The sequence below is a fragment of the Arsukibacterium indicum genome (assembly GCF_019100565.1).
Taxonomy (GTDB): Bacteria; Pseudomonadota; Gammaproteobacteria; order Enterobacterales; family Alteromonadaceae; genus Alishewanella; species Alishewanella indicum.
Genome location: NZ_JAHRID010000002.1, coordinates 1 through 22188, shown reverse-complemented (window position 1 = coordinate 22188; position 22188 = coordinate 1). Strand labels below are relative to the sequence as shown.

The window sequence follows — 22188 nt, the reverse complement described above, 5'->3', positions numbered from 1 at the left end:
TTTGAAAAAAAGTAGTTTGAAAAAGAGTAGTGTGGAAAATAGAAGTTTGGAAAATAGTAGTCTGGATGAAAGCAGTAAAACCGAAGTAAAACTGGTTATTTTTGACTGGGACGGCACAGTCATGGATTCAGTTGGCCGTATTGTGTCGTCAATGCAGGCAGCCGCTGGTTTAACTGGTTTGGTGGTGCCAAGCAGCTATGCGGTTAAGCAAATTATTGGTTTGAGCCTTGATCCAGCATTTGCAGTATTGTTTCCCGATACCAATCAGGCGCAGCGCAGCCAGTTGTTTGAACATTACCGCGATCACTACACTATATACGATACAACGCCGACACCGCTGTTTAATGGTGCAGAACAGGTGCTGAAAACCCTGGCGGAGCAGAATATTCTGTTGGCCGTTGCTACCGGCAAAGCCAGAAAAGGCCTGGATCGGATGTTTGCACAAACCGGGCTGGGTCATTACTTTGCAACCAGTCGTTGTGCAGATGAAGCTCAGTCGAAACCGCATCCGGATATGTTATTGCAAATAAGTCAGCAACTTGGAATTAAACCAGCGAATGCCATCATGGTAGGTGATACCAGTCATGATATGAAAATGGCCCAGACCATTGATATGTCGCGGGTTGGCGTGACGCATGGGGTGCATGGAGCTGAAGTGCTAAGCCAGTTTCAGCCAAAAGCGATTATCGACAACTTACCGGCCTTGCTGCCGCACGTTTAACCAGTTTACCCCGGCTAAGCGGTCTGCATACTGGCCGGGCGGTTTCAGCCACCCTGAGTTAATAAATTAATCCCTTCGTTTCTGAGCAAGTGCAGTAGCCTGATCAGCGGCAGACCAATCAGGCTGTTTGGATCGTCACCACGCATGGCACTGAACAGACTGATGCCTAAGCCTTCGCTTTTAAAACTGCCGGCACAGTCGAGCGGTTGCTCCCGTTCAACATAAGCCGTAATCTCGGCAGCACTGAGCGTTCTGAAACAGACAGTAAACGGCTCAACCACTTGCTGACAGTGTCCGGTTGCAGCGTTAATCAGTGCCAGACCAGTTAAAAAGGTGACACTGTGGCCACTGAACTGGCTTAACTGACTGATGGCATTATCCATGGTATGCGGCTTGCCAATAATCTGCCCGTTAAATACGGCCACCTGATCAGAGCCAATGACCAGCCCTTCGCTGAGCGTGGTGGCAACGGCCTGCGCCTTCGCTCTGGCCAGCCGGCGAACCAAAGCCGTTGCATCTTCGTCAGGCAGCGGCGTTTCATCGGTTTCAGGTTTGATTGCGGTAAAGTGTGGAGTTAATTTCGCCAGTAATTGCTGCCGATAGCGCGAAGTGGATGCCAGATACAGTGCGGGCAGCGCAGATTGATTCATAAAACCTCCAAAGCAGGCTAATAAAAGGTTATTATGCCTACTGTGTTCATGTTGTACAAAGTGCGGTGTTTATGCCGTTAATAAAAAGCATAAAAAACTGTGGGAACCCTTTGACAGCAGGGGTTGGGTTCTATATGATGCGCGCCTTATGCAAAAAGTGAAAATACCTGTTACGCTGGACCCGGTGAAAGCTGCTCAAAAGCGGTCAACTTTCGATGGCATAGTGCCATTGCAAAATCTAACCCGGTTAGCAGAGAGTCTGGTTGAAAAACAAGGCGAAGTAGCAGTACGAATTGAGTGCGGAACAGACGAGCAGGGCCTTGCAGTGTTAAACGGCGCGGCGGCTTGTCCGGTTACTGTACGCTGTGAACGTTGTGGCGAGCCGATGAAGCTGGCGTTAGACAGTGAGTTTGTCTACACACCAGTGAAAGGGGATGATGATGCCGCGCTGGCTTTAATACCAGAGCGTTACGATGTTATCGAGCGCGACGAGCATGGCGAAATAAATTTACGGCAGTTGGTTGAGGATGAACTTATTCTGGCATTACCACTGTTTCCAATGCATGATGCAGCAGATTGCGATATCAGCGCTGATGCGATGAGCTTTGGAGACATAGGGCCAGAACCAGAAAAACCAAACCCCTTTGCCATACTGCAAGAACTGAAAAAAAAGTGATTTAGGAGAAAGACAATGGCTGTTCAGCAAAACAAAAAATCTCGTGCACGTCGTGACATGCGCCGTTCTCACGATGCGTTAACTGGCCCTACGCTGTCAGTTGATTCAACAACTGGTGAAACTCACCGTCGTCACCACATTACTGCCGATGGTTTCTACAAAGGCCGTAAAGTAAAGTAAGCCTGGATGCACCTGGTGCAGCCAATCAAAATTAAGCTTGCTTTAGATATGATGGGGGGCGACCATGGCCCCCTTACTACTATTCCTGCCGCCCTGGCAGCGATTGCTGAATTCCCCCGCTTAGAATTAGTGTTGTGTGGCGACATTGACATGTTGCAGCAGCAGTTACGTTTTCATGATTGTTTTCCCCATCCTCAGCTTACCCTGGTTGCCAGTTCTAACGATGTTGGGATGGCTGATAAACCGTCCGTTGCCCTGCGCAATAAGCGTGAATCATCAATGCGGCGGGCACTAGATCTGGTAGAGCAGGGGCAGGTTCAGGCCTGCGTCAGTGCCGGAAATACCGGGGCATTAATTGCAATGGCCCATTATGTTCTGAAAATGCTCAATGGTGTCGAGCGTCCGGCGTTAATCAGCGGTTTACCCAGTTGCAAGGGTAACCCGGTTTATATGCTGGACCTGGGTGCCACCGTTAACTGTGACGCGGATACCTTATTTCAGTTTGCGGTAATGGGTGCAGTGATGGCAGAAGAGGTAGTGGGTATCCGCTATCCGAAAGTCGCACTACTGAATATGGGCGAAGAAGAAATTAAAGGCTCTGATCAGATAAAGCGGGCATCGCAATTGCTGACCAGCTGCAATGACATTAATTACATTGGCTATATTGAAGGCGATGATATATTTTCCGGCAAAGCAGATGTTATCGTCTGTGATGGTTTTGTTGGTAATGTCGCGCTGAAAACCTGTGAAGGGGTAGCCAAACTTATTTTACGTCGCTTTGAAACCAGTTTACGGCAAAAAGTCAGTGCCCAATTTTTCGGCTGGTTACTGAAACCTTTTATAAAAAGTCTTTATCAGGGGGTGAACCCCGACCACTATAACGGGGCAAGTCTGATAGGATTGCGCGGAATTGTAGTGAAAAGTCACGGAAATGCGACAAAAGACGCATTTTTAAGTGCCATCCGACAAGCGGTGCGTGAGGTTGAACGTCAGGTGCCTGCTAAAATTAAAGATCGGCTGGAACACGTATTAATTGATAAAGCATAGGTTCGCATGTACTCACGCATTATTGGTACCGGGAGTTATTTCCCGTCTCAGGTTCGCACCAACTCTGATTTGGAAACCATGGTCGAAACCACCGACGAATGGATTATCGAGCGGACCGGCATTAAAGAAAGACGGATAATTGGTGCTGACGAATCTGTCGCAACCATGGGCGCCCGGGCAGCGTTAAAAGCCATAGAGGCTGCAGGGGTAGATAAAGACAGCATTGAGATGATTATCTGTGCCACCACCAGTGCATCGCGGGCTTTGCCAAGTGCAGCCTGTGAAATTCAACGCGAACTGGCTATTCCTGCTATCCCTGCTTTTGATATTGCTGCTGCTTGTGCCGGCTTTTGCTATGGCTTAAGTGTGGCTGATCAGTATATTAAAACCGGCATTGCCAAACGCATTCTGGTAATTGGCTCAGATTGCCTGTCACAATTAGTCAGCCCGGAAGACCGTTCCATGGTGATTTTATTCGGTGATGCGGCAGGGGCTGTATTACTGGAAGCATCAGAGCAGCCGGGCATTTTATCTACCCATATTCACGCCGACGGCAAGTATTCAGAATTATTGTATGTCGATAATCCCATTCGGGGCGATGAAAGCTCTGTCCATAATTCCTGGGGTAGCATGAAAGGTAACGACGTGTTTAAAGTGGCCGTTACCAAGTTGTCGCAGGTGGTGGAGCAAACCCTCAGTGCCAATAATATGGATAAGTCAGAAATTGACTGGTTGGTGCCACATCAGGCTAATTTGCGGATTATAGCGGCGGTTGCCCGTAAACTGGATATGTCGATGGACCAGGTGGTAATAAACCTCGACCGCTATGGCAATACCTCGGCGGCGACAGTTCCGACTGCGCTGGATGAAGCGATTCGCGATGGCCGGATTAAACGCGGTCAGACCTTATTACTGGAGGCGTTTGGCGGTGGTTTTGCCTGGGCGTCTGCATTGGTTCGTTATTAATTTTTTGATTTTCAGTATTGGTTAAACGCGCAGGAAGAAAAATGACTCAAAAACTTGCCATTGTCTTTCCCGGTCAGGGTTCACAAAGTGTTGGTATGCTAAGCGATTTGTATCAGCAAGATATTGTCAAAGATACGTTCGCCGAAGCGTCTGCGGCGCTGGGCTATGACTTATGGGCGCTGGTGGCTAATGGGCCTGAAGCAGAGTTAAATGAAACACATCGCACCCAACCGGCATTGTTAACTGCGTCTGTTGCTATCTGGCGGTTGTGGCAACAACAGGGCGGTGAAACGCCCGTTTATCTGGCAGGCCATTCACTGGGTGAATATTCGGCGCTGGTTTGTGCCGGAGTATTACCGCTGGGTACTGCTGCTAAGCTGGTTGAACAGCGCGGTCATTATATGCAACAGGCTGTTCCAGCCGGCGTGGGCGGTATGTCAGCTATTATTGGGCTGGATGATGCTGCCATCGCCACCGCCTGTGCCGAGGCAGCTCAGGGTGAAGTAGTGGCACCGGTGAATTTTAATTCACCAGGACAGGTGGTGATAGCAGGCCATAAAGCGGCCGTGGAACGTGCCGGTGAATTGTGTAAAGCTGCCGGTGCCAAGCGTGCTTTACCGTTGCCGGTTAGCGTGCCATCACACTGTGCGCTGATGCGCCCCGCGGCGGAGCAACTGGCCACTGACCTGGCCGCACTGACTTTTAATACACCAAAGTTACCTGTAGTAAATAATGTTGATGTCAGCATCGCCGTCGACAGTGCGGCAGTAAAAGATGCGCTGGTTCGTCAGTTATACAGCCCGGTTCGCTGGACTGAAACCATTGAATGGCTTGCTGCCAACGGGGTTACTGATGTAATTGAATTAGGGGCCGGCAAAGTGCTAAGTGGCCTGATTAAACGTATTGATAAAAATCTTAATAGCAGTTCAGTTAATGACCAGGCGTCTTTCAGCGCTGCATTAACCCAGCTAACACAGGAATAATGATGACACATTTACTCTCACTGGAAGGCAAAGTTGCCCTTGTTACCGGCGCCAGCCGGGGTATTGGCCGAGCTATTGCCGAGCAATTGGCGGCACTGGGTGCTAAAGTTGTAGGCACGGCTACCACAGAGAAAGGCGCTGCCGCTATTTCTGCTTATCTGGCAGACAAAGGCCAGGGTCTGGTTCTTAACGTTACTGATGCCGATTCAATTGAACAATGTTTAACAGAAATTAAAAACCAGTTTGGCGAAATTGATATTTTGATTAATAATGCCGGTATTACCCGCGATAATTTATTAATGCGGATGAAAGATGATGAGTGGTTTGACATTATTCAGACTAACCTGACATCGGTATTCCGGTTGAGTAAAGCGGTCTTGCGCAGCATGATGAAAAAACGTTATGGTCGCATTGTCACCATCGGATCGGTGGTGGGCTCTATGGGTAATGCCGGTCAAACCAACTATGCAGCGGCTAAAGCCGGTGTGCTTGGTTTTACTAAATCGCTGGCGCGGGAAGTGGCGTCACGCGGAATTACCGTTAATGCGGTGGCACCTGGTTTTATTGACACAGATATGACGAAAGAGCTGTCTGACGAGCAAAAAGAGGCAATATTCTCTCAGGTTCCTGCCAACCGGCTGGGACAACCAGAGGAAATTGCCGCAACAGTCGCTTTTTTAGTGTCGGCACCGGCAGCGTATATTACCGGTGAAACAATTCACGTTAACGGCGGGATGTATATGCTGTAAGCAGAGCAGGTTTGACCAGCAAAAAATGCTGGTAAGCATGCTTGCAACAGTTGCAGCTTACGCATAAACTAGCGCCACACAAAATTGCACGAATTGTTGCGATTTATATGAGAAAAAGGAAGAAAAGATGAGCAACATCGAAGAACGCGTTAAAAAAATTATCATCGAGCAACTGGGTGTTAAAGAAGACGAAGTGAAAAACGAAGCGTCTTTTGTTGACGATCTGGGTGCCGACTCACTGGATACCGTTGAGCTGGTAATGGCGCTGGAAGAAGAATTCGATACTGAAATCCCTGACGAAGAAGCTGAGAAAATCACTACTGTTCAGTCGGCGATTGATTACATTAAAGCCCACGCTGAGTAAGCGAAAAGCTTGTAAAACGGGTAGCTTAGCTACCCGTTTTCGTTTCAAGACAGATATAATTTGCTAAGACGGAGGACACGATGGCAAAACGTCGTGTGGTAGTGACCGGTCTGGGAATGTTAACGCCGTTGGGCAATGACGTAACCAGTAGCTGGCAGGCTATGCAGCAGGCCCAGAGTGGTATTGGTTTTATTGAGCATTTTGATACCAGTGCTTACACTACAAAATTTGCAGGTCTGGTTAAAAACTTTGATGTAGAACCTTATTTCCCGGCAAAAGATGCCAAAAAGATGGACTTGTTCATCCAGTATGGTGTGGCCGCAGGTATTCAGGCATTTCGTGATTCAGGTTTGGAAGTCACAGAGCAGAATGCACCGCGTATTGGCGCAGCCATTGGCTCAGGTATTGGTGGTTTGGGATTAATCGAGGAAAACCACACTAAATTACTTAACAGCGGCCCAAAACGCTTATCTCCGTTTTTTGTACCCTCAACCATTATCAATATGATAGCTGGTCAGTTGTCGATAAGCCTTGGCTTGCAGGGGCCTAATATCAGTATTGTGACGGCCTGTACCACGGGTGTGCACAATATTGGCCAGGCCGCCCGGATGATAGCTTACGGTGATGCTGATGCGATGATAGCCGGTGGCGCTGAAAAAGCCTCTACGCCATTAGGAATGGGCGGTTTTGGTGCTGCCAGAGCCTTATCAACCCGTAACGATGCACCTGAGCAAGCCAGTCGGCCGTGGGACAAGGATCGCGATGGATTTGTACTGGGTGACGGTGCCGGTGTAATGGTTTTGGAAGAGTATGAACATGCTAAAGCCCGCGGCGCTAAAATTTATGCCGAGCTGGTAGGCTTTGGCATGAGCGGTGATGCTTATCACATGACATCACCTCCGGAAAGTGGCACCGGTGCCGCGCTGGCAATGAAAAATGCCCTGCAGGATGCCGGAGTAACGCCGGAACAGGTGCAGTACATTAATGCCCATGGCACCTCAACCCCGGCCGGTGATATTGCTGAAACTATGGCCATTAAATCTATTTTTGGTGCAAAGCCGGCTAATTTGATGGTCAGTTCATCAAAATCGATGATGGGCCACTTATTAGGTGCTGCTGGCTCTGTTGAATCAATTATTACCGTATTGTCATTACAGAATCAGCTGGTAACGCCTACCATTAATCTGGATAACCCCAGTGATGGCTGTGATCTGGACTATGTGCCACATACCGCCCGTCAGGCAAAGCTTGAGTATGCGCTGTGTAACTCGTTCGGTTTTGGTGGTACCAACGGCTCTATTCTGTTTAAGCGGTTATAAACGGAATACTGTCAGACAAAGGCTGCTGCGGCAGCCTTTGTTTTATCTGCAATTTAAGGCATACTCGGTTTTATTTCCCTGTTGTTATTCAGTAACGTGATCAACACTGTCAGCATTAATGATCGTTGTTTTTTATATGGCGATGGCTTTTTCAGCACCGTCCGGGTAAGGCATGGACTTGCTGAATTGTGGCCATTGCATCTGGCACGGTTACAGGAAACCGCCCGGCAGCTGGCTATTAATGTTACTGACTGGCAAGCGCTGAGCCGCGCAGTTACCGCAGCCATTGAAACTAAAGGCTTAAGCGATGCGGTGTTGAAAATTCAAATTTCCCGCGGTGAAAGTAACCGGGGTTACAGCCCGCTTGGCGTGACAGCCGCCAATCTGGTGATCAGCTGCAGTGCGTTGCCGGACTATAGCCACTGGCAACAGCATGGCGTTAAGGTGGCGTTGGCTGAGCTGCGACTGGCCGTGCAACCTGTGTTAGCGGGGCTGAAACATTGTAACCGGCTGGAGCAGGTACTGCTAAAGCGGGAAGCCAGCGAGCGGCACGTTGACGATTTGCTGGTTTGTGATCAACAGGGTTTCATCACTGAGGCGATTGCCGCTAATGTGTTTATGCATCGCGACGGCCGCTGGTATACGCCAGAGCTTAGCAGGGCAGGCGTGGCGGGTGTAATGCGCAGTCATCTGCTGCGACAGCGTGATATTGAGCAGGTAAACTGGCAGCTACCGGAATTGGCTAATGTCGATGCGATGGTGCTGAGCAATGCGCTGATGGGCCCTGTGCCGGTGCAGTCTTATAATAACCAGCCGCTAAATCTGGCGCTGGCTAAAACCTGGTGTAACGCATTTTTATGATAAAAAAACTGGCAGTGTTCTTGCTTCTGGCCGGCATCGCTGTGGTATTGGCAGTGGGGTATGGCTTTAGCCAGCTGGCACAACGGCAGCTGGCAATATCAGAGCGCTACTTTACTGTGCCCGCAGGTACCAGTGCCCGTGGCCTTTGTCAGCAGTGGCTGGCACAGGGCCAGCTTAAAACCTGGGACTGTCAGTTATTGCGCTTGTATTTAAAGTGGCAGCCCGATTTGGCGAAAGTGCGCCAGGGCACTTATCAGACACCGGACAAGCCGGATTTGTTGTCATTGTTGCGCTTGTTTGCCAGCGGCGAGGTAGCGCAGTTCAGCCTGACATTTATTGATGGCGAAACGGTTCAACAGGCGTTGACCCGTTTGCAGCAAGCTGAGTTTTTACGCCAGGATATTAATGACACCAGTCAGATCCTGGCATTGCTAAACTGGCCGGCCGATTGGGGGGCAAAGCCGCAGCATCCGGAGGGCTTATTATTTGCCGATACGTACTTTTACACCGCAGACAGCACTGCCAGTCAACTGGTAACCCGGGCGCAACAGGCCTTGCTGCACCAAATTGAGCTGGCCTGGCAGCAACGGCAGGGCGCGTTACCATTACAAAACCGCTATCAGTTGCTGATAATGGCGTCGTTAATTGAAAAAGAAAGTGGCTTACTGGCTGAGAAACCGCTGGTCAGCTCGGTATTTGTTAACCGCCTGAACACTAATATGCGGCTACAAACCGACCCAACGGTCATTTATGGCTTAACAGATTACAGCGGCCGGATAACTTACGCTGATTTGCGTAATCCGCACCCGTACAACACCTACCGGCATCATGGTTTGCCGCCGGGCCCTATCTCACTGGTTGGCGCCAGTGCCTTACTGGCAGCTGCCCAGCCAGATGTCAGCGACTATTTTTATTTTGTCAGCCGTGGAGACGGTGCGCATGTGTTTTCAGAGACACTGGAGCAACACAATGCTGCGGTAAGGAAGTATATTTTGGATAAAAAAGATGACTAAGCCCGGTAAATTTATTGTGGTGGAAGGGCTGGAAGGGGCTGGTAAAAGCAGTGCTATCGCGACTATCCGACAGTGGCTGCAGCAACAGAATGTGCAGGTTGTATGCACCCGCGAGCCCGGCGGAACGCCTCTGGCTGAGAAACTGCGCAATCTGGTCAAACAGGTAGATAACGATGAACAACTGGCGCCGCAGACTGAGTTATTGCTGATGTATGCGGCCCGGGTGCAATTACTGACTAACGTGATCCGTCCGGCGCTGAACCGCGGTGACTGGGTGCTGGCTGACCGGCACGATATGTCATCCCGGGCTTATCAGGGCGGTGGCCGGCAATTAGATGAGCAGCTGATTAATAACCTGCGCAGCACTGTGCTGGGCAATACCCGGCCGGATCTGACCCTTTATCTCGACATCGATCCGGCAGTGGGGCTAAGCCGTGCCGCCGCCCGGGGCGAGCTGGACCGGATTGAGCAGGAACAGCTGGCGTTCTTTGTCAGAACCCGGCAAAAATACCTGCAAATTGCCGCGACCGAGCCTGATATTGTCAGCCTTGATGCCAGCCAGCCGCTGGAAATTGTGCAGCAAAACATCATTAATGCCTTACAACAGCATTTCAAAGGCCAGGCAGATGGCTGAGCTTTACCCATGGTTTCAACCGCAGTTTTCGCAAATGCTTTCGTTGATAAAACAGCAGCAACTGGCACACGCTCTGGTACTGTGCGGCCAGGATGGTATAGGTAAAAGTGCGTTAGCTGATGCGCTGGCTGCCGTATTACTTTGTAAAAACCGGCAGAGTGACGGGGCATGTGGCCAGTGTAAAAGTTGTTTGTTACGCCATGCCGGCAACCATGCAGATTTATTGCACCTGCGCACTGATACCCAGCATCTTGGGGTTGACGCAATTCGCCAGTTAAACAATTTTACCCAGGGTGCAGCACAGCAGCATGGTAACCGGGTTGCAATTATTCCCAAAGCAGACAGCATGACTGAAGCAGCCGCCAATGCGTTGCTTAAAACCCTGGAAGAGCCACCTGCAGGCTGTTTTATTGTGCTGGTTACCAGCAACTATCTACAGTTATCAGCCACTATTCGTAGTCGCTGTCAGCAATGGCAGCTCAGCGCGGCTAATCAGACTGATACAGCACAATGGCTAAGCACAAAAATAACTAAACCGCCACCGGCTTTTTTACTTGAGTATTGTCAGGGGGCGCCGTTAAAAGCGCTGAGTTTGCTGGAAAATGGCACTGCAGAGAGTCTGAGCGACACCCTGAGATTGCTGGACGAGTATTTTAATGGCAAGCTGCTGCTGTCAGCGGCGGTTAAGCAACTGGACGGCCAGGCTGAACTAAGCGGGTTGCTGAGTTTTTATATCAGGCAGCGGCTGGCACAGCCTTTAGCGTTTTTAAAACAACAGGCTGTTTTAACGGCATACCAACGTTGGTGTCGTGACGCGACCCGGATAATAGGGCAAAATAGCGCGTTAGCATTAACCGATTTACTCACTGAATTAAAAACCTTGTTGCAACATCCGGAGGCAAAATGGAAGAGCTGACCCTGGGCTTTAGCGATAACAAAGAATTGTACCGCTGCTACATGCCCTTTTTTAAGAACGGTGGTTTGTTTATCCGCTCGGCCAGGCAATACAAGATGGGCCAGTCATTAGCGCTGAGTGTCACTCTGCCTGACGCGTTGGAGCCAATGGTAGTTACCGGCAAGGTTGCCTGGGTTGCGCCTCATGGTTCGCAAAGTGCTAACCCGGCGGGAATTGGTGTCGCCTTTATTGATGATAAAAGCAATTTAGCCAGTAAAATTGAAAAGCTGATTGGCGGCATGCAAAACAGCACTGACCCAACCTATACCATGTAATAGCATGAAAACGCCGGAACAACAGTTAAGGCTAAAAAGTTAAGAGGTATTTTTTGTTTGTAGATTCTCACTGTCATCTGGACCGGCTCGAGCTCGATAAACTTGGCTTGAGTTTACGGCAGGTTATTGACGCAGCACTTGAGCGCAAGGTCGAGCATATGCTGTGTGTCTCGGTCAGCCTGGCTGAGTTTAATGATATGGCGGCAACCGTTGCCGATTATCCGCAGGTATCGGTATCCTGTGGTGAGCACCCGTTGCATCAGACAGGCACAGTAGATCCGGAGCAGTTATTACAGCTGTGCCAACAGTCAAAAGTAGTGGCTGTGGGCGAAACCGGGCTTGATTACTTTTATGCGCCAGAATCGAAACTGGCCCAGCAAGCGGCATTTGTCAGTCATATAGCGGTTGCCCGCCAGGTTAATAAGCCGTTGATTGTTCATACCCGTGATGCCCGCGAGGACACCATTGCCTTGTTAAAGTCTCATCAGGCAGAGCAGGCTGGTGGGGTGCTGCATTGTTTTACCGAAAATTATGAAATGGCCAAAGCTGCGCTGGATTTAGGGTTTTATATCTCGATTTCCGGCATTATGACGTTCCGCAATGCCGATGAGCTGCGTGGTGTCGTTAAAAAGTTACCGCTTGACCGGTTGCTAATTGAAACCGATTCACCTTATCTGGCGCCGGTACCGTACCGGGGCAAAACCAATCAACCTGCATATGTTACCGCGGTCGCAGATGCGATAGCTGAGCTTCGGGGCATCAGTGTTGCCAGCCTGGCTGAGCTGACTACCGCCAATTTTTATCGGTTGTTTTCTCGTTGCAAGCCTGGGTTAAGTAGCTGATTAGCAACAATTAAGCGGTTAGTTGCAAGCCGAAAGTGGCAGATAAAAGAAGCCCAGAACCAATCCGAATTGTTCTGGGCCTAGGGGAATGGCTCATAGGGAATGAGCCGTGCGCTATCGAAAAACTGTTACAAATAAGGTAAAGGCAAGTGTAGTAAAGCTAATTGATTTTTTCCTGCTGTTGTTTTGTCTTCGTTTCCCTGTTATAGCAAAGTTACCCACCGTTTCTGCTCAGGTTATACCCTGCTTATCCCCGTTTTCTTCGCCGCTGTATAGCGTGCCTGCAGTATTTGTCCTTAATTAGGGGCAAGATTTGGTTATATGATGTTTGAATTAGCTGTTAATTTTTTATAAGTAAAAAGTCTAAAAATTAATCTGTTCTGGTGTAATTAATCAGTGGCAGTTGCGGTGTTGTCTGCTGTGATAATCAGTGACAGATATACGACTTTAGGCGTAAATTGTCGACAATCTATGGGCGTTTGGCTTGACACCTAATTAAATTAAGCTTAAAAAGGGCGCAGTTAATAATTATGTCGACAATTTATGCATCAGGTTCATCCTGCCTTACGGCAACCGGTTACTGCGGCTGACCGGGTATTACAGGAAATTCAGCGGGCGATTGTTGAAGGTGATATCGCTGCAGGTAGCAAAATAAGTGAGCCGGAACTGGCGCGCCGCTTTGACTTAAGCCGGGCACCGCTGCGCGAAGCACTGGCACGCTTAGAGCGCTGCCATTTAATTGAACGGATCCCGAATGCCGGTGCCAGAGTAGTAAAGTTGTCTGTAGCAGGCTTATTGGCGTTGTATCAGCTTAGGGAGAACCTGGAAGGGTTGGCCTGCAAGTTGGCTGCCGAGCAGATGAGCGATACAGAAATAGCCGAAGTACGGCAGTTGCTCGATCAGCACTTATCATCACAACGGGTAAGGGAAGGCGAGAGTTATTATCAGGAAGCCGGTGATCTGGACTTTCATTACCGGATTATTCTGGGCAGCAAAAACAGTTATTTAATTAATATCTTATGTGATGAGCTGTATTACCTGGTACGAATGTACCGGGTGCAACTGGGTATGAACGGGCCACGGGTATCGCGGGCGTTCGACGAGCATAAAGCTATTATTAATGCCATTGCAAACCGTGACGGTGAGCTGGCTGATTTACTGATGCGCCGGCACATTGCCGCATCGCGTCGCAACATAGAATTAAAACTTCAACAAATGGGAAGCTGATATGGCTAACACACAAACTGCCGGCGCCAGGTTCCGCGCCGCTATCACTGCAAATAAACCACTACAGATAGTCGGTACCATTAACGCTTACACGGCAATGATGGCTGAGCGCTGTGGCCATCAGGCTATATATTTATCGGGTGCCGGCGTGGCAAATGCGTCTTTTGGTTTGCCGGATCTGGGTATGACCTCATTAAATGACGTATGTGAAGACATTCGCCGTATTACCGGCGCGACCAGCGTGCCGCTGTTGGTTGATGCGGATACCGGTTGGGGTGGGGCCTTTAATATAGCTCGTACGGTTAAAGAAATGAGCCGGGCCGGTGCAGCGGGTTTTCATATTGAAGATCAGGTGGCGCAAAAGCGTTGTGGCCATCGGCCAAATAAAGAAATTGTCACCTTAAATGAAATGGTTGACCGGGTGAAAGCCAGTGTTGATGCCCGCGATGATGAAAACTTTTTTATTATGGCGCGCACCGATGCCTTAGCTCAGCAAGGGTTAGATGCGGCGCTGGAGCGGGCATTAGCCTGTGAGGCTGCCGGCGCCGATGCTATATTTGCCGAAGCAGTGCATACCCTGGAACAATATCAGGCATTTACTAACGCATTAAGCATTCCGGTATTGGCCAATATTACCGAGTTTGGTCAGACACCGCTGTTTAACAAAGACGAGCTGGCCAGTGTTGGGGTGGCGATGGTGTTGTATCCGTTAAGTGCGTTCCGGGCAATGAATAAAGCCGCGTTGAATGTTTATCAGTCTATTCTGGCAAATGGTGATCAGAAAGCCGTGGTTGATACCATGCAAACCCGGGCTGAGCTGTACGACTTTTTAAATTATCACAGTTTTGAGCAGAAACTGGATGCGCTGTTTAGTGATGGCAAAAATAAGTAAAAGCGGGCGCACCCGATAGCAAAATGCGTTAAACAGACTTTGTAAAGAATTGGAGCAAGACAATGGCAAATGCAAAAACATTATCAGGAGCAGGCCTGCGTGGCCAGGTGGCAGGTAAAACGGCCCTCTCTACCGTGGGTAAAACCGGTTCCGGCTTAACTTATCGCGGGTATGATGTAAAAGATTTAGCGGCCAACTGTGAATTTGATGAAGTGGCTTTTCTTATCCTGAAAGGCGAATTACCCAATAAAAGCGAGCTGGCACAGTATAAAACCAAGCTGAAAAACATGCGGGCATTACCACAGGCATTAAAAGATGTACTGGAGCGGATCCCGGCGTCGGCGCATCCGATGGATGTGATGCGTACCGGTTGCTCTATGCTGGGTAACCTGGAAACTGAGCAACGTTTTGCTGAGCAGCAGGATATTACTGATCGGATGCTGGCAATATTCCCTGGTATGGTGAACTACTGGTACAACTACAGCCACCATAACAAGCGGATTGAGGTAGAAACTGACGCAAACTCTACAGCAGAGCAGTTTTTATGGACGCTGCATGGTGTGAAGCCGACAGCCCTGCACACCGAGGTAATGGAAGCGTCATTGATTTTATACGCGGAGCACGAGTTTAATGCCTCTACCTTTACCGCCCGCGTCTGTGCATCTACCCTTAGCGATATGCATTCCTGTATTACCGGCGCTATTGGCTCGTTACGCGGCCCGCTGCATGGCGGCGCAAATGAAGCGGCAATGGAGCTGATTGAAAATATGAAAGATCCGGCCGACGCCGAGCAAAAACTGCTGGGTATGCTGGAGCGCAAAGAAAAAATTATGGGCTTTGGCCATGCCGTGTACTCAGAATCAGACCCTCGCAATGCGGTGATTAAAGCCTGGTCAGAGAAACTGGCTAAGGCTAATGGTGACACCCGTTTGTATGATGTGTCAGAGCGCTGTGAAGCAGTAATGTGGCGTGAGAAAAAGCTGTTTTGTAACGCCGATTTTTTCCACGCCTCGGCTTACAACTATATGGGTATTCCCACTAAATTATTTACGCCAATTTTTGTTTGCAGCCGCTTAACCGGCTGGGCCGCCCATGTAATGGAGCAGCGCGCCGATAACCGGATCATCCGGCCAAGTGCCGATTATGTAGGTGTGGAGCCGCGCAGCGTTAAGCCAATTAATGAACGGTAATTAACATGAATAGTGAATATCGTAAAAAACTGCCCGGCACCAACCTGGAGTACTTTGATACCCGGGCCGCTGTTGATGCAATTGAACCCGGCGCCTATGCCAAACTGCCTTATACCTCACGGGTATTTGCTGAGAATCTGGTGCGCCGGTGTGATCCTGCAACCTTAACCGACTCTTTAAAGCAATTTATTTACCGCAAAAATGACCTGGATTTCCCATGGTATCCGGCGCGGGTAGTTTGCCATGACATTTTAGGCCAGACCGCACTGGTAGATTTAGCCGGCCTGCGTGATGCCATCGCAGAAAAAGGTGGCGACCCGGCCAAAGTAAATCCGGTGGTGCCTACCCAGTTAATTGTTGACCACTCGCTGGCGGTTGAACATGCCGGCTTTGAGGCTGATGCCTTTGAAAAAAACCGGGCTATAGAAGACCGTCGCAATGACGATCGGTTTCACTTTATTAACTGGACCAAAAAAGCTTTTAAAAATGTCGATGTTATCCCACCGGGTAACGGCATTATGCACCAGATCAATTTAGAGCGGATGTCGCCGGTGGTGCATTCACTGGATGGCGTGGCGTTTCCTGATACTTTAGTGGGTACCGACAGCCACACCCCACATGTTGATGCACTGGGCGTAATTGCCATTGGCGTGGGTGGCCTGGAAGCTGAAAGTGTGATGCTGGGCCGGGCCAGCTGGATGCGCCTGCCCGATATTATCGGGGTAGAGCTGACCGGCAAAGCACAGCCTGGCATTATGGCCACTGACATTGTGCTGGCGCTGACTGAGTTTTTGCGTAAACAAAAAGTGGTATCCAGCTATCTGGAGTTTTACGGCGAGGGTGCCCGTAGTTTAAGCCTCGGCGATCGGGCCACCATTTCCAATATGACACCGGAATATGGTGCTACCGCTGCCATGTTTTCAATTGATCAGCAAACTCTGGACTACTTAACCCTGACCGGTCGTGATGCTAAGCAGGTGCAACTGGTTGAAACCTATGCCAAAACAGCAGGTTTGTGGGCCGACAGTTTAGCAACAGCAGAATACCCACGGGTACTGAAATTCGATTTATCCAGTGTCGGCCGTACCATGGCCGGGCCGTCCAACCCGCACGCCAGGCTGGCGACCAGTGATTTAACCGAGCGCGGTATTGCCGGTAAATACGAGATTGAAGAGGGCAAAATGCCGGATGGTGCGGTAATTATCGCCGCCATTACCAGCTGTACTAATACTTCTAACCCCCGCAACGTTATCGCTGCCGGCCTGCTGGCCCGTAACGCCAACGCTAAAGGCTTAACCCGTAAACCCTGGGTTAAAACGTCACTGGCACCGGGGTCCAAGGCAGTGCAGTTGTATCTGGAAGAAGGGCATTTATTGCCTGAGCTGGAACAGCTGGGCTTTGGTATAGTTGGTTTTGCCTGCACCACCTGTAACGGCATGAGCGGTGCGCTGGATCCGGTTATTCAAAAAGAAGTGGTAGAGCGCGATTTATACGCTACGGCAGTGTTGTCGGGTAACCGTAACTTTGACGGCCGTATTCATCCATACGCCAAGCAGGCGTTTTTAGCGTCGCCAGCGCTGGTAGTGGCGTACGCCATTGCCGGTACTATCCGCTTTGATATTGAAAAAGATATTCTGGGCTATGACGATAAAGGCAACGCTATTACCTTAAAGGATATCTGGCCTGATGATGCTGAAATTGATGCAGTAGTGGCAAAAAGCGTGAAGCCAGAGCAATTTCGCCGGGTGTATGAGCCAATGTTTGCGGTAGATGTTGATTACGGTGACAAGGTTTCCCCCCTGTATGACTGGCGACCGCAAAGTACTTATATTCGCCGCCCGCCATACTGGGCGACAGAAGGTGAGGGTGCTATTGCCGGCGAGCGCAGCTTAACCGGTATGCGGCCATTGGCGGTGCTGGGCGATAACATTACCACTGACCATTTATCACCGTCGAACGCCATTATGCTGGACAGTGCAGCGGGTGAATATCTGCATAAAATGGGGGTGCCGGAAGAAGACTTTAACTCTTACGCTACCCACCGCGGCGACCACTTAACGGCGCAGCGCGCCACCTTTGCTAACCCCAAGCTGATTAATGAAATGGCAATAGTGGATGGCAAGGTAAAGCAGGGTTCGTTAACCCGGCTGGAGCCCGAAGGCAAGGTTATGCGGATGTGGGAAGCGATTGAAACTTACATGCAGCGCAAGCAGCCACTGATAATCATCGCCGGTGCTGATTATGGTCAGGGTTCATCACGGGACTGGGCGGCTAAGGGCGTGCGCTTAGCCGGGGTAGAAGCTATTGCTGCAGAGGGCTTTGAGCGTATTCACCGTACTAACTTAATTGGTATGGGCGTATTGCCACTGGAATTTAAACCAGGTACTACCCGTGAAACGCTTAAGCTTGACGGCACAGAAACTTATGACGTTACAGGTGAGCGTAAGCCACGGGCCGAGCTTACCCTGGTTATTCACCGTGCCAACGGCGAAACCCTGCAGGTGCCGGTAACCTGCCGCCTGGATACGGGCGAAGAATTGTCGATATACGAAGCCGGTGGGGTACTGCAGCGCTTTGCCCAGGACTTTTTGCAGGGCGCGGTTTAACGGTAACAGATAGCTATAGTCCCTTTGGGGCTTCGGTTGCAACTCCCCGAAAAGCTCGCCACAGCAATTACGCTGGTCAATCCTGCCCATCGCCGGAGGCCAGCCAGAGGCTGTTCAAATTCGTTCCAGACGAATTTGTCACTTCGCTGCTGGCGCGCTCGTTCAGACACTCTGTGTCGACTTGTCGGGGATTCCAACCTTCGCTATCAAGCTAAGCTGACATTGACAAGGGAGGGCCGATGCCTCTTTATGTCATCACAGAGTGTCTGAGCCCTGCCGAAGGCATTAGGGCGAGTTGCTGTGATGAGCAGAAAGAGGTTGTCGACCCGGACTAAGCAAATTTCGTAAAAAGAGGTCAGTACTCATGTCTGTACCACAAATCAAAATCCCTGCCACCTATATGCGGGGCGGAACCTCGAAAGGGGTATTTTTCAAACTGGACGACTTACCAGAAGCGGCCCGGATGCCGGGCGCCGCGCGCGACAGTTTGCTGCTGCGGGTAATTGGCAGCCCAGACCCCTATGGTAAACATACCGATGGCATGGGTGGCGCAACGTCAAGCACCAGCAAGGCGGTTATTTTAAGCAGAAGCAGCAAAGCCGACCACGACGTTGACTATATTTTCGGCCAGGTAGCGATAGATAGCCCTTTTATCGACTGGAGTGGCAACTGCGGTAACTTAAGTGCTGCAGTAGGCTCCTTTGCTATTAGCAACGGCCTGGTCGATAAAGATCGCATTCCGGAAGATGGCATTTGTACCGTGCGGATTTGGCAGGGCAATATCGGTAAAACCATTATTGCCCGGGTACCAATAACCAATGGCGAAGTACAGGAAACCGGCGACTTTGTGCTGGACGGCGTAACATTCCCGGCTGCTGAAGTGCAAATTGAATTTTTAAACCCGGCAGCCGACGAAGGTGAGGATGGCGGGGCGATGTTCCCCACCGGCAATCTGGTCGACGAGCTTGAAGTACCGGGCATTGGCCGGATTAAAGCGACCCTGATTAACGCCGGTATTCCTACTATTTTTGTTAATGCGGCTGACATTGGTTATAGCGGCACCGAGTTACAGGGTGCAATAAACGGCAATGAAAAAGCATTAAATCGATTTGAAGCTATCCGCGCCCACGGTGCGCTTAAAATGGGCTTAATTAATAACATTGAGCAGGCTGCCGTTCGCCAGCATACCCCGAAAGTCGCTTTTGTTGCCCCGCCAAAAGGCTATGTGTCGTCCAGTGGTAAAGAAGTAGCAGCGACAGATATCGACTTGCTGGTACGGGCATTATCAATGGGTAAACTGCATCATGCCATGATGGGCACCGCTGCCGTGGCCATTGGCACTGCCGCTGCTATTCCGGGTACGTTGGTTAACCTGGCCGCCGGCGGCGAAGCACGCGAGGCCGTGCGCTTTGGCCACCCGTCAGGTACCTTAAAAGTAGGTGCCGCAGCTGAAAAGGTAGATGGAGAATGGACCGTTACCAAAGCCATAATGAGCCGCAGCGCGCGGGTGCTGATGGAAGGCTGGGTACGCATACCCGGCGACTGCTTTTAATCAGAAATAGTTAGTAAAACAGGGCGCTTCGGCGCCTTTTTTTATAGCAGTTGTGATAGTGGGCTTTTGACACCACTGGCGCCTTGTTTAAGTACGTGAGTGTAAATCTGGGTTGTTCTAACATCGGTATGGCCAAGCTGCTCTTGAACCGTGCGAATATCCATACCTGCTTCAAGTAAATGAGTCGCAAACGAATGCCGCAGTGTGTGACACGTTACCTGTTTGCAGATGCCTGCTTTTTTGCTGGCGGTTCTTACGGCTTTTTGTAATGACGTCTCATCAATATGATGTCTGCGTAATACATTAGATTGAGGGTCGATACTTAAACGGGTAGAAGGAAACAGATACTGCCATCCAAGCTCTTTTGGTGCGCTTGGGTATTTACGTGCCAGCGCAAAAGGTAACCATACCCCGGCAAATTCCGCTGTCTGGATATCTTGTTGGTAAAACGCTTGTACCAGCGTAATTTGGCGGCGTAATGGCTCAATTAATTCCGGGGCTAAAGTTACTCTGCGATGTTTACCGCCTTTGCCGTGCCACACCATCAAAGACAAATAGTCGAAATCGATAGCATTGACCCTTAACCTGACGGCCTCCATTAACCGTAAGCCGCTACCGTACAGCAGCTGTGTCAAGAGTAAATATTGTGGGTCCATGCAAGCAAAAAGCTGTGTAACCTCAGGCTTAGTAAGAACAACGGGTAACTTTCGCGGTTTAGCTGCCTGATTAAAGTTAAGATTTAATGCCAGTGGTCTCTTAAGAATCTCTTTATACAAAAAACTTAACGCATTAAGCGCAAGTGCCTGAGTTTGCACTGCAACATTTCTGGTTACGGCCAAGTGCGTCAAAAACTGCTCTACATGCTGCTCAATCAGATCTTTTGGATGTTGCTTTTTGTGAAATAAAATAAAAAACTTAATCCAATGCAGATAAGTTTCTATAGTGCGCTTTGCATAGCGTCGGGTATACATTTCATCAGCGATGAATTGCAAAAACGGTGATGATTCTTGCATTAAGCACCTCCAAATAAACACTGTTTAAGTATACAGTTATTTTAGAAATGTCAAATTTGCCTTGTTAGGCGGGTTACCCCGTACTTTCTGCTAAGTCAAAGCACAGTGATGGTTCAAATCATTGTATTTTTTATAAATGATCGGTAATGTAGCAAACATAAAATTTACAAGTACGGGTTAACCCGTGTTTAAGTGCGGGTCGACCCGCCCAATAAGCGTTATGCGCTTAGTTCACCGGTTTACCAGCTGACCTAGGAGGGTCGCATGAAAAAAATCTTAGTAATAGCACTCATGGCTTTTGTTCCCTGCGTTAGTTTTGCTGCAAAGGAATACTTGGAGGAAGTGGAAAGTGAAGTACATGAGGTGGAAGGAACTGTTGCGGAGATATCGTTAATAGCGAAGTCTTGCATTGCTCAGAACGTCAGAAATGAAGGTGTCAGAATTAGTGACAGTGCAGCCGGGAACGGGCTTTTTGGAGTTGGCTCTGGCCCAGGACAGTCAGATCAGGTCGAGGGAGGCTCTGTTATCGTAAGTGCAGACGTAGAGCATGGGTCAATTACTGCAAATAATCGCGTGGACTATAGGTCGAAGATGCTCGCGCACAACGTCAAGAGCACCATGACATTCCTTGCCAAAGATGGAAAGTTCAAAATTCGTCATACCAATATAGAGTATCTCCAGAAAAGTACCGGTTCTATGAGAAATTCAGGATACTCCCGTGTTGGGAAATGGTTTGGTTCGGGGTGGAAAGATGCGGAGAAAGCACTGAGCGGAGTGTCTGATAAGGTTGCTGAATGCGTGAAGGCTGGCCCCGAAAAGGAGAACTGGTAAGGCATAGTGGGCGGGCGCATAACAATAGGCTGCACCGGATAAATTTCCGCTGTCATCTTTTGTGCATTAAGCCGCACAAAAGCCGCCAACAAAAATTTACCCGGTGAGCCGGGCGTTAGTTGCACGGAGCATCATGCTAAACCTTAGTTCAGCAGTCTTATTAACAATCATCAATATGGCTTATGCTGCTGTAATTTATCTGTCTCTTCATGGTTGGCTCGTTCAACATGAGCCAAGCGGCATGCAATTGCTTATGCACGTTTTCGTAACTACACCAGTTATTGTAGTTACCACACTTTGGCTGTTTCTACTTAGCAAATCTGGTAAATGCAGCGCCAAATTCTGGAAGCTTAATCTTGCAGGCTTGCTTGCTCCAATTATGAGTATTCAAACTGGCGTCACTTATTATCATTACGACAAAATTGGCCTAGCAGTAACCATCTTGGTTCCTATAGCCTTAATAACATTATTAATCAGCGAGTTTCGTCGTCATGCAAGCAACTAACAAGGCAAGTCAGCAACGCACCTTCGGTGCTGGACTCGCTAACGCTCGCCGCTGCTTGCGGCGTTGGTATGACTCCCCAAGTCAAGCAAGTTGAATAAATCCCTGCTCATTTAAGAACCATCTTTTTGCTGTTAAAG

At 49.5% G+C, this 22188-nt stretch carries 24 protein-coding genes; 22 read left to right on the top strand and 2 right to left on the bottom strand.

Going from position 1 to position 22188, the window contains the following annotated elements; all coding sequences use genetic code 11:
• Positions 1-31 precede the first annotated feature (31 nt).
• Complete coding sequence (locus KQY15_RS04680; protein ID WP_308160226.1) at positions 32-721, top strand: HAD-IA family hydrolase; 690 nt, start codon at positions 32-34, stop codon at positions 719-721.
• Between the two features lie 44 nt (positions 722-765).
• On the opposite strand, the gene KQY15_RS04675 is transcribed toward KQY15_RS04680, so the two are convergent.
• Positions 766-1371, bottom strand: coding sequence for a Maf family protein (locus KQY15_RS04675; RefSeq protein WP_302850298.1), 606 nt, complete (start codon positions 1369-1371; stop codon positions 766-768).
• 148 nt (positions 1372-1519) lie between these two features.
• On the opposite strand from KQY15_RS04675, the gene yceD reads away from it, so the two are divergent.
• From yceD to prpF, 19 genes are all read left to right on the top strand, one after another.
• Entirely contained in the window at positions 1520-2047 is a 528-nt protein-coding gene (gene yceD / locus KQY15_RS04670) for a 23S rRNA accumulation protein YceD (RefSeq protein ID WP_217667724.1), read from the top strand.
• Between the two features lie 15 nt (positions 2048-2062).
• On the top strand, positions 2063-2227 hold the full coding sequence (gene rpmF, locus KQY15_RS04665; protein WP_019675618.1) for a 50S ribosomal protein L32: 165 nt from the start codon (positions 2063-2065) through the stop codon (positions 2225-2227).
• Positions 2228-2233: 6 nt separating this feature from the next.
• A complete protein-coding gene (gene plsX / locus KQY15_RS04660) occupies positions 2234-3274 on the top strand; it encodes a phosphate acyltransferase PlsX (RefSeq protein WP_217667722.1) in 1041 nt (346 codons plus the stop codon).
• Between the two features lie 6 nt (positions 3275-3280).
• A complete protein-coding gene (locus KQY15_RS04655) occupies positions 3281-4240 on the top strand; it encodes a beta-ketoacyl-ACP synthase III (protein WP_217667720.1) in 960 nt (319 codons plus the stop codon).
• Positions 4241-4281: 41 nt separating this feature from the next.
• Complete coding sequence (fabD, locus tag KQY15_RS04650) at positions 4282-5223, top strand: ACP S-malonyltransferase (RefSeq protein WP_217667718.1); 942 nt, start codon at positions 4282-4284, stop codon at positions 5221-5223.
• 2 nt (positions 5224-5225) lie between these two features.
• Positions 5226-5972 (top strand): 3-oxoacyl-ACP reductase FabG, encoded by a 747-nt coding sequence (gene fabG, locus KQY15_RS04645; protein ID WP_217667716.1) that lies wholly within the window; start codon positions 5226-5228, stop codon positions 5970-5972.
• 127 nt (positions 5973-6099) lie between these two features.
• Entirely contained in the window at positions 6100-6336 is a 237-nt protein-coding gene (gene acpP / locus KQY15_RS04640; protein ID WP_008223041.1) for an acyl carrier protein, read from the top strand.
• 80 nt (positions 6337-6416) lie between these two features.
• Positions 6417-7655: a beta-ketoacyl-ACP synthase II gene (gene fabF, locus KQY15_RS04635; protein WP_217667714.1), complete on the top strand. Its 1239-nt coding sequence runs from the start codon at positions 6417-6419 to the stop codon at positions 7653-7655.
• 81 nt (positions 7656-7736) lie between these two features.
• Entirely contained in the window at positions 7737-8516 is a 780-nt protein-coding gene (gene pabC / locus KQY15_RS04630; RefSeq protein WP_254795440.1) for an aminodeoxychorismate lyase, read from the top strand.
• Positions 8513-9529, top strand: coding sequence for an endolytic transglycosylase MltG (mltG, locus tag KQY15_RS04625; RefSeq protein WP_217667712.1), 1017 nt, complete (start codon positions 8513-8515; stop codon positions 9527-9529). Before pabC ends, mltG begins: the two co-directional genes overlap by 4 nt.
• Complete coding sequence (gene tmk / locus KQY15_RS04620; protein ID WP_217667710.1) at positions 9522-10163, top strand: dTMP kinase; 642 nt, start codon at positions 9522-9524, stop codon at positions 10161-10163. The genes mltG and tmk overlap by 8 nt, the downstream gene beginning before the upstream one ends.
• Complete coding sequence (gene holB, locus KQY15_RS04615; RefSeq protein WP_217667708.1) at positions 10156-11079, top strand: DNA polymerase III subunit delta'; 924 nt, start codon at positions 10156-10158, stop codon at positions 11077-11079. The genes tmk and holB overlap by 8 nt, the downstream gene beginning before the upstream one ends.
• Positions 11067-11393: a PilZ domain-containing protein gene (locus KQY15_RS04610; RefSeq protein WP_217667706.1), complete on the top strand. Its 327-nt coding sequence runs from the start codon at positions 11067-11069 to the stop codon at positions 11391-11393. The genes holB and KQY15_RS04610 overlap by 13 nt, the downstream gene beginning before the upstream one ends.
• Before the next feature lie 53 nt (positions 11394-11446).
• The gene (locus KQY15_RS04605; protein ID WP_217667704.1) at positions 11447-12235 is read left to right on the top strand and encodes a TatD family hydrolase; all 789 of its coding nucleotides are present in this window, start codon (positions 11447-11449) and stop codon (positions 12233-12235) included.
• A 543-nt stretch (positions 12236-12778) separates the two neighbouring features.
• Complete coding sequence (locus tag KQY15_RS04600) at positions 12779-13462, top strand: GntR family transcriptional regulator (protein WP_217667702.1); 684 nt, start codon at positions 12779-12781, stop codon at positions 13460-13462.
• 1 nt (position 13463) lies between these two features.
• Positions 13464-14354: a methylisocitrate lyase gene (gene prpB, locus KQY15_RS04595; protein ID WP_217667700.1), complete on the top strand. Its 891-nt coding sequence runs from the start codon at positions 13464-13466 to the stop codon at positions 14352-14354.
• A gap of 62 nt (positions 14355-14416) precedes the next feature.
• A complete protein-coding gene (prpC, locus tag KQY15_RS04590) occupies positions 14417-15544 on the top strand; it encodes a bifunctional 2-methylcitrate synthase/citrate synthase (protein WP_217667698.1) in 1128 nt (375 codons plus the stop codon).
• A gap of 5 nt (positions 15545-15549) precedes the next feature.
• The gene (acnD, locus tag KQY15_RS04585; protein WP_217667696.1) at positions 15550-18150 is read left to right on the top strand and encodes a Fe/S-dependent 2-methylisocitrate dehydratase AcnD; all 2601 of its coding nucleotides are present in this window, start codon (positions 15550-15552) and stop codon (positions 18148-18150) included.
• Between the two features lie 364 nt (positions 18151-18514).
• Complete coding sequence (gene prpF, locus KQY15_RS04580) at positions 18515-19702, top strand: 2-methylaconitate cis-trans isomerase PrpF (RefSeq protein WP_217667694.1); 1188 nt, start codon at positions 18515-18517, stop codon at positions 19700-19702.
• A gap of 41 nt (positions 19703-19743) precedes the next feature.
• Here the strand turns inward: prpF and KQY15_RS04575 are convergent, their stop codons facing one another.
• A complete protein-coding gene (locus KQY15_RS04575) occupies positions 19744-20715 on the bottom strand; it encodes an integron integrase (RefSeq protein WP_217667692.1) in 972 nt (323 codons plus the stop codon).
• A 264-nt stretch (positions 20716-20979) separates the two neighbouring features.
• On the opposite strand from KQY15_RS04575, the gene KQY15_RS04570 reads away from it, so the two are divergent.
• Positions 20980-21546 (top strand): hypothetical protein, encoded by a 567-nt coding sequence (locus KQY15_RS04570; RefSeq protein ID WP_217667690.1) that lies wholly within the window; start codon positions 20980-20982, stop codon positions 21544-21546.
• Positions 21547-21679: 133 nt separating this feature from the next.
• Complete coding sequence (locus tag KQY15_RS04565) at positions 21680-22051, top strand: hypothetical protein (protein WP_011627594.1); 372 nt, start codon at positions 21680-21682, stop codon at positions 22049-22051.
• The last annotated feature ends 137 nt before the right edge of the window (positions 22052-22188 follow it).

What these genes read in the sequence shown, in the direction of transcription:
- acpP (WP_008223041.1), top strand. Translation starts at nt 6,100, where the DNA reads ATGAGCAACATCGAAGAACGCGTTAAAAAAATTATCATCGAGCAACTG.
- KQY15_RS04610 (WP_217667706.1), top strand. Translation starts at nt 11,067, where the DNA reads ATGGAAGAGCTGACCCTGGGCTTTAGCGATAACAAAGAATTGTACCGC.
- holB (WP_217667708.1), top strand. Translation starts at nt 10,156, where the DNA reads ATGGCTGAGCTTTACCCATGGTTTCAACCGCAGTTTTCGCAAATGCTT.
- prpF (WP_217667694.1), top strand. Translation starts at nt 18,515, where the DNA reads ATGTCTGTACCACAAATCAAAATCCCTGCCACCTATATGCGGGGCGGA.
- yceD (WP_217667724.1), top strand. Translation starts at nt 1,520, where the DNA reads ATGCAAAAAGTGAAAATACCTGTTACGCTGGACCCGGTGAAAGCTGCT.
- KQY15_RS04565 (WP_011627594.1), top strand. Translation starts at nt 21,680, where the DNA reads ATGCTAAACCTTAGTTCAGCAGTCTTATTAACAATCATCAATATGGCT.
- KQY15_RS04655 (WP_217667720.1), top strand. Translation starts at nt 3,281, where the DNA reads ATGTACTCACGCATTATTGGTACCGGGAGTTATTTCCCGTCTCAGGTT.
- fabD (WP_217667718.1), top strand. Translation starts at nt 4,282, where the DNA reads ATGACTCAAAAACTTGCCATTGTCTTTCCCGGTCAGGGTTCACAAAGT.
- acnD (WP_217667696.1), top strand. Translation starts at nt 15,550, where the DNA reads ATGAATAGTGAATATCGTAAAAAACTGCCCGGCACCAACCTGGAGTAC.
- KQY15_RS04575 (WP_217667692.1), bottom strand. Translation starts at nt 20,715, where the DNA reads ATGCAAGAATCATCACCGTTTTTGCAATTCATCGCTGATGAAATGTAT.
- mltG (WP_217667712.1), top strand. Translation starts at nt 8,513, where the DNA reads ATGATAAAAAAACTGGCAGTGTTCTTGCTTCTGGCCGGCATCGCTGTG.
- KQY15_RS04600 (WP_217667702.1), top strand. Translation starts at nt 12,779, where the DNA reads ATGCATCAGGTTCATCCTGCCTTACGGCAACCGGTTACTGCGGCTGAC.
- fabF (WP_217667714.1), top strand. Translation starts at nt 6,417, where the DNA reads ATGGCAAAACGTCGTGTGGTAGTGACCGGTCTGGGAATGTTAACGCCG.
- prpC (WP_217667698.1), top strand. Translation starts at nt 14,417, where the DNA reads ATGGCAAATGCAAAAACATTATCAGGAGCAGGCCTGCGTGGCCAGGTG.
- fabG (WP_217667716.1), top strand. Translation starts at nt 5,226, where the DNA reads ATGACACATTTACTCTCACTGGAAGGCAAAGTTGCCCTTGTTACCGGC.
- prpB (WP_217667700.1), top strand. Translation starts at nt 13,464, where the DNA reads ATGGCTAACACACAAACTGCCGGCGCCAGGTTCCGCGCCGCTATCACT.
- tmk (WP_217667710.1), top strand. Translation starts at nt 9,522, where the DNA reads ATGACTAAGCCCGGTAAATTTATTGTGGTGGAAGGGCTGGAAGGGGCT.
- KQY15_RS04570 (WP_217667690.1), top strand. Translation starts at nt 20,980, where the DNA reads ATGAAAAAAATCTTAGTAATAGCACTCATGGCTTTTGTTCCCTGCGTT.
- plsX (WP_217667722.1), top strand. Translation starts at nt 2,234, where the DNA reads ATGCACCTGGTGCAGCCAATCAAAATTAAGCTTGCTTTAGATATGATG.
- rpmF (WP_019675618.1), top strand. Translation starts at nt 2,063, where the DNA reads ATGGCTGTTCAGCAAAACAAAAAATCTCGTGCACGTCGTGACATGCGC.
- KQY15_RS04675 (WP_302850298.1), bottom strand. Translation starts at nt 1,371, where the DNA reads ATGAATCAATCTGCGCTGCCCGCACTGTATCTGGCATCCACTTCGCGC.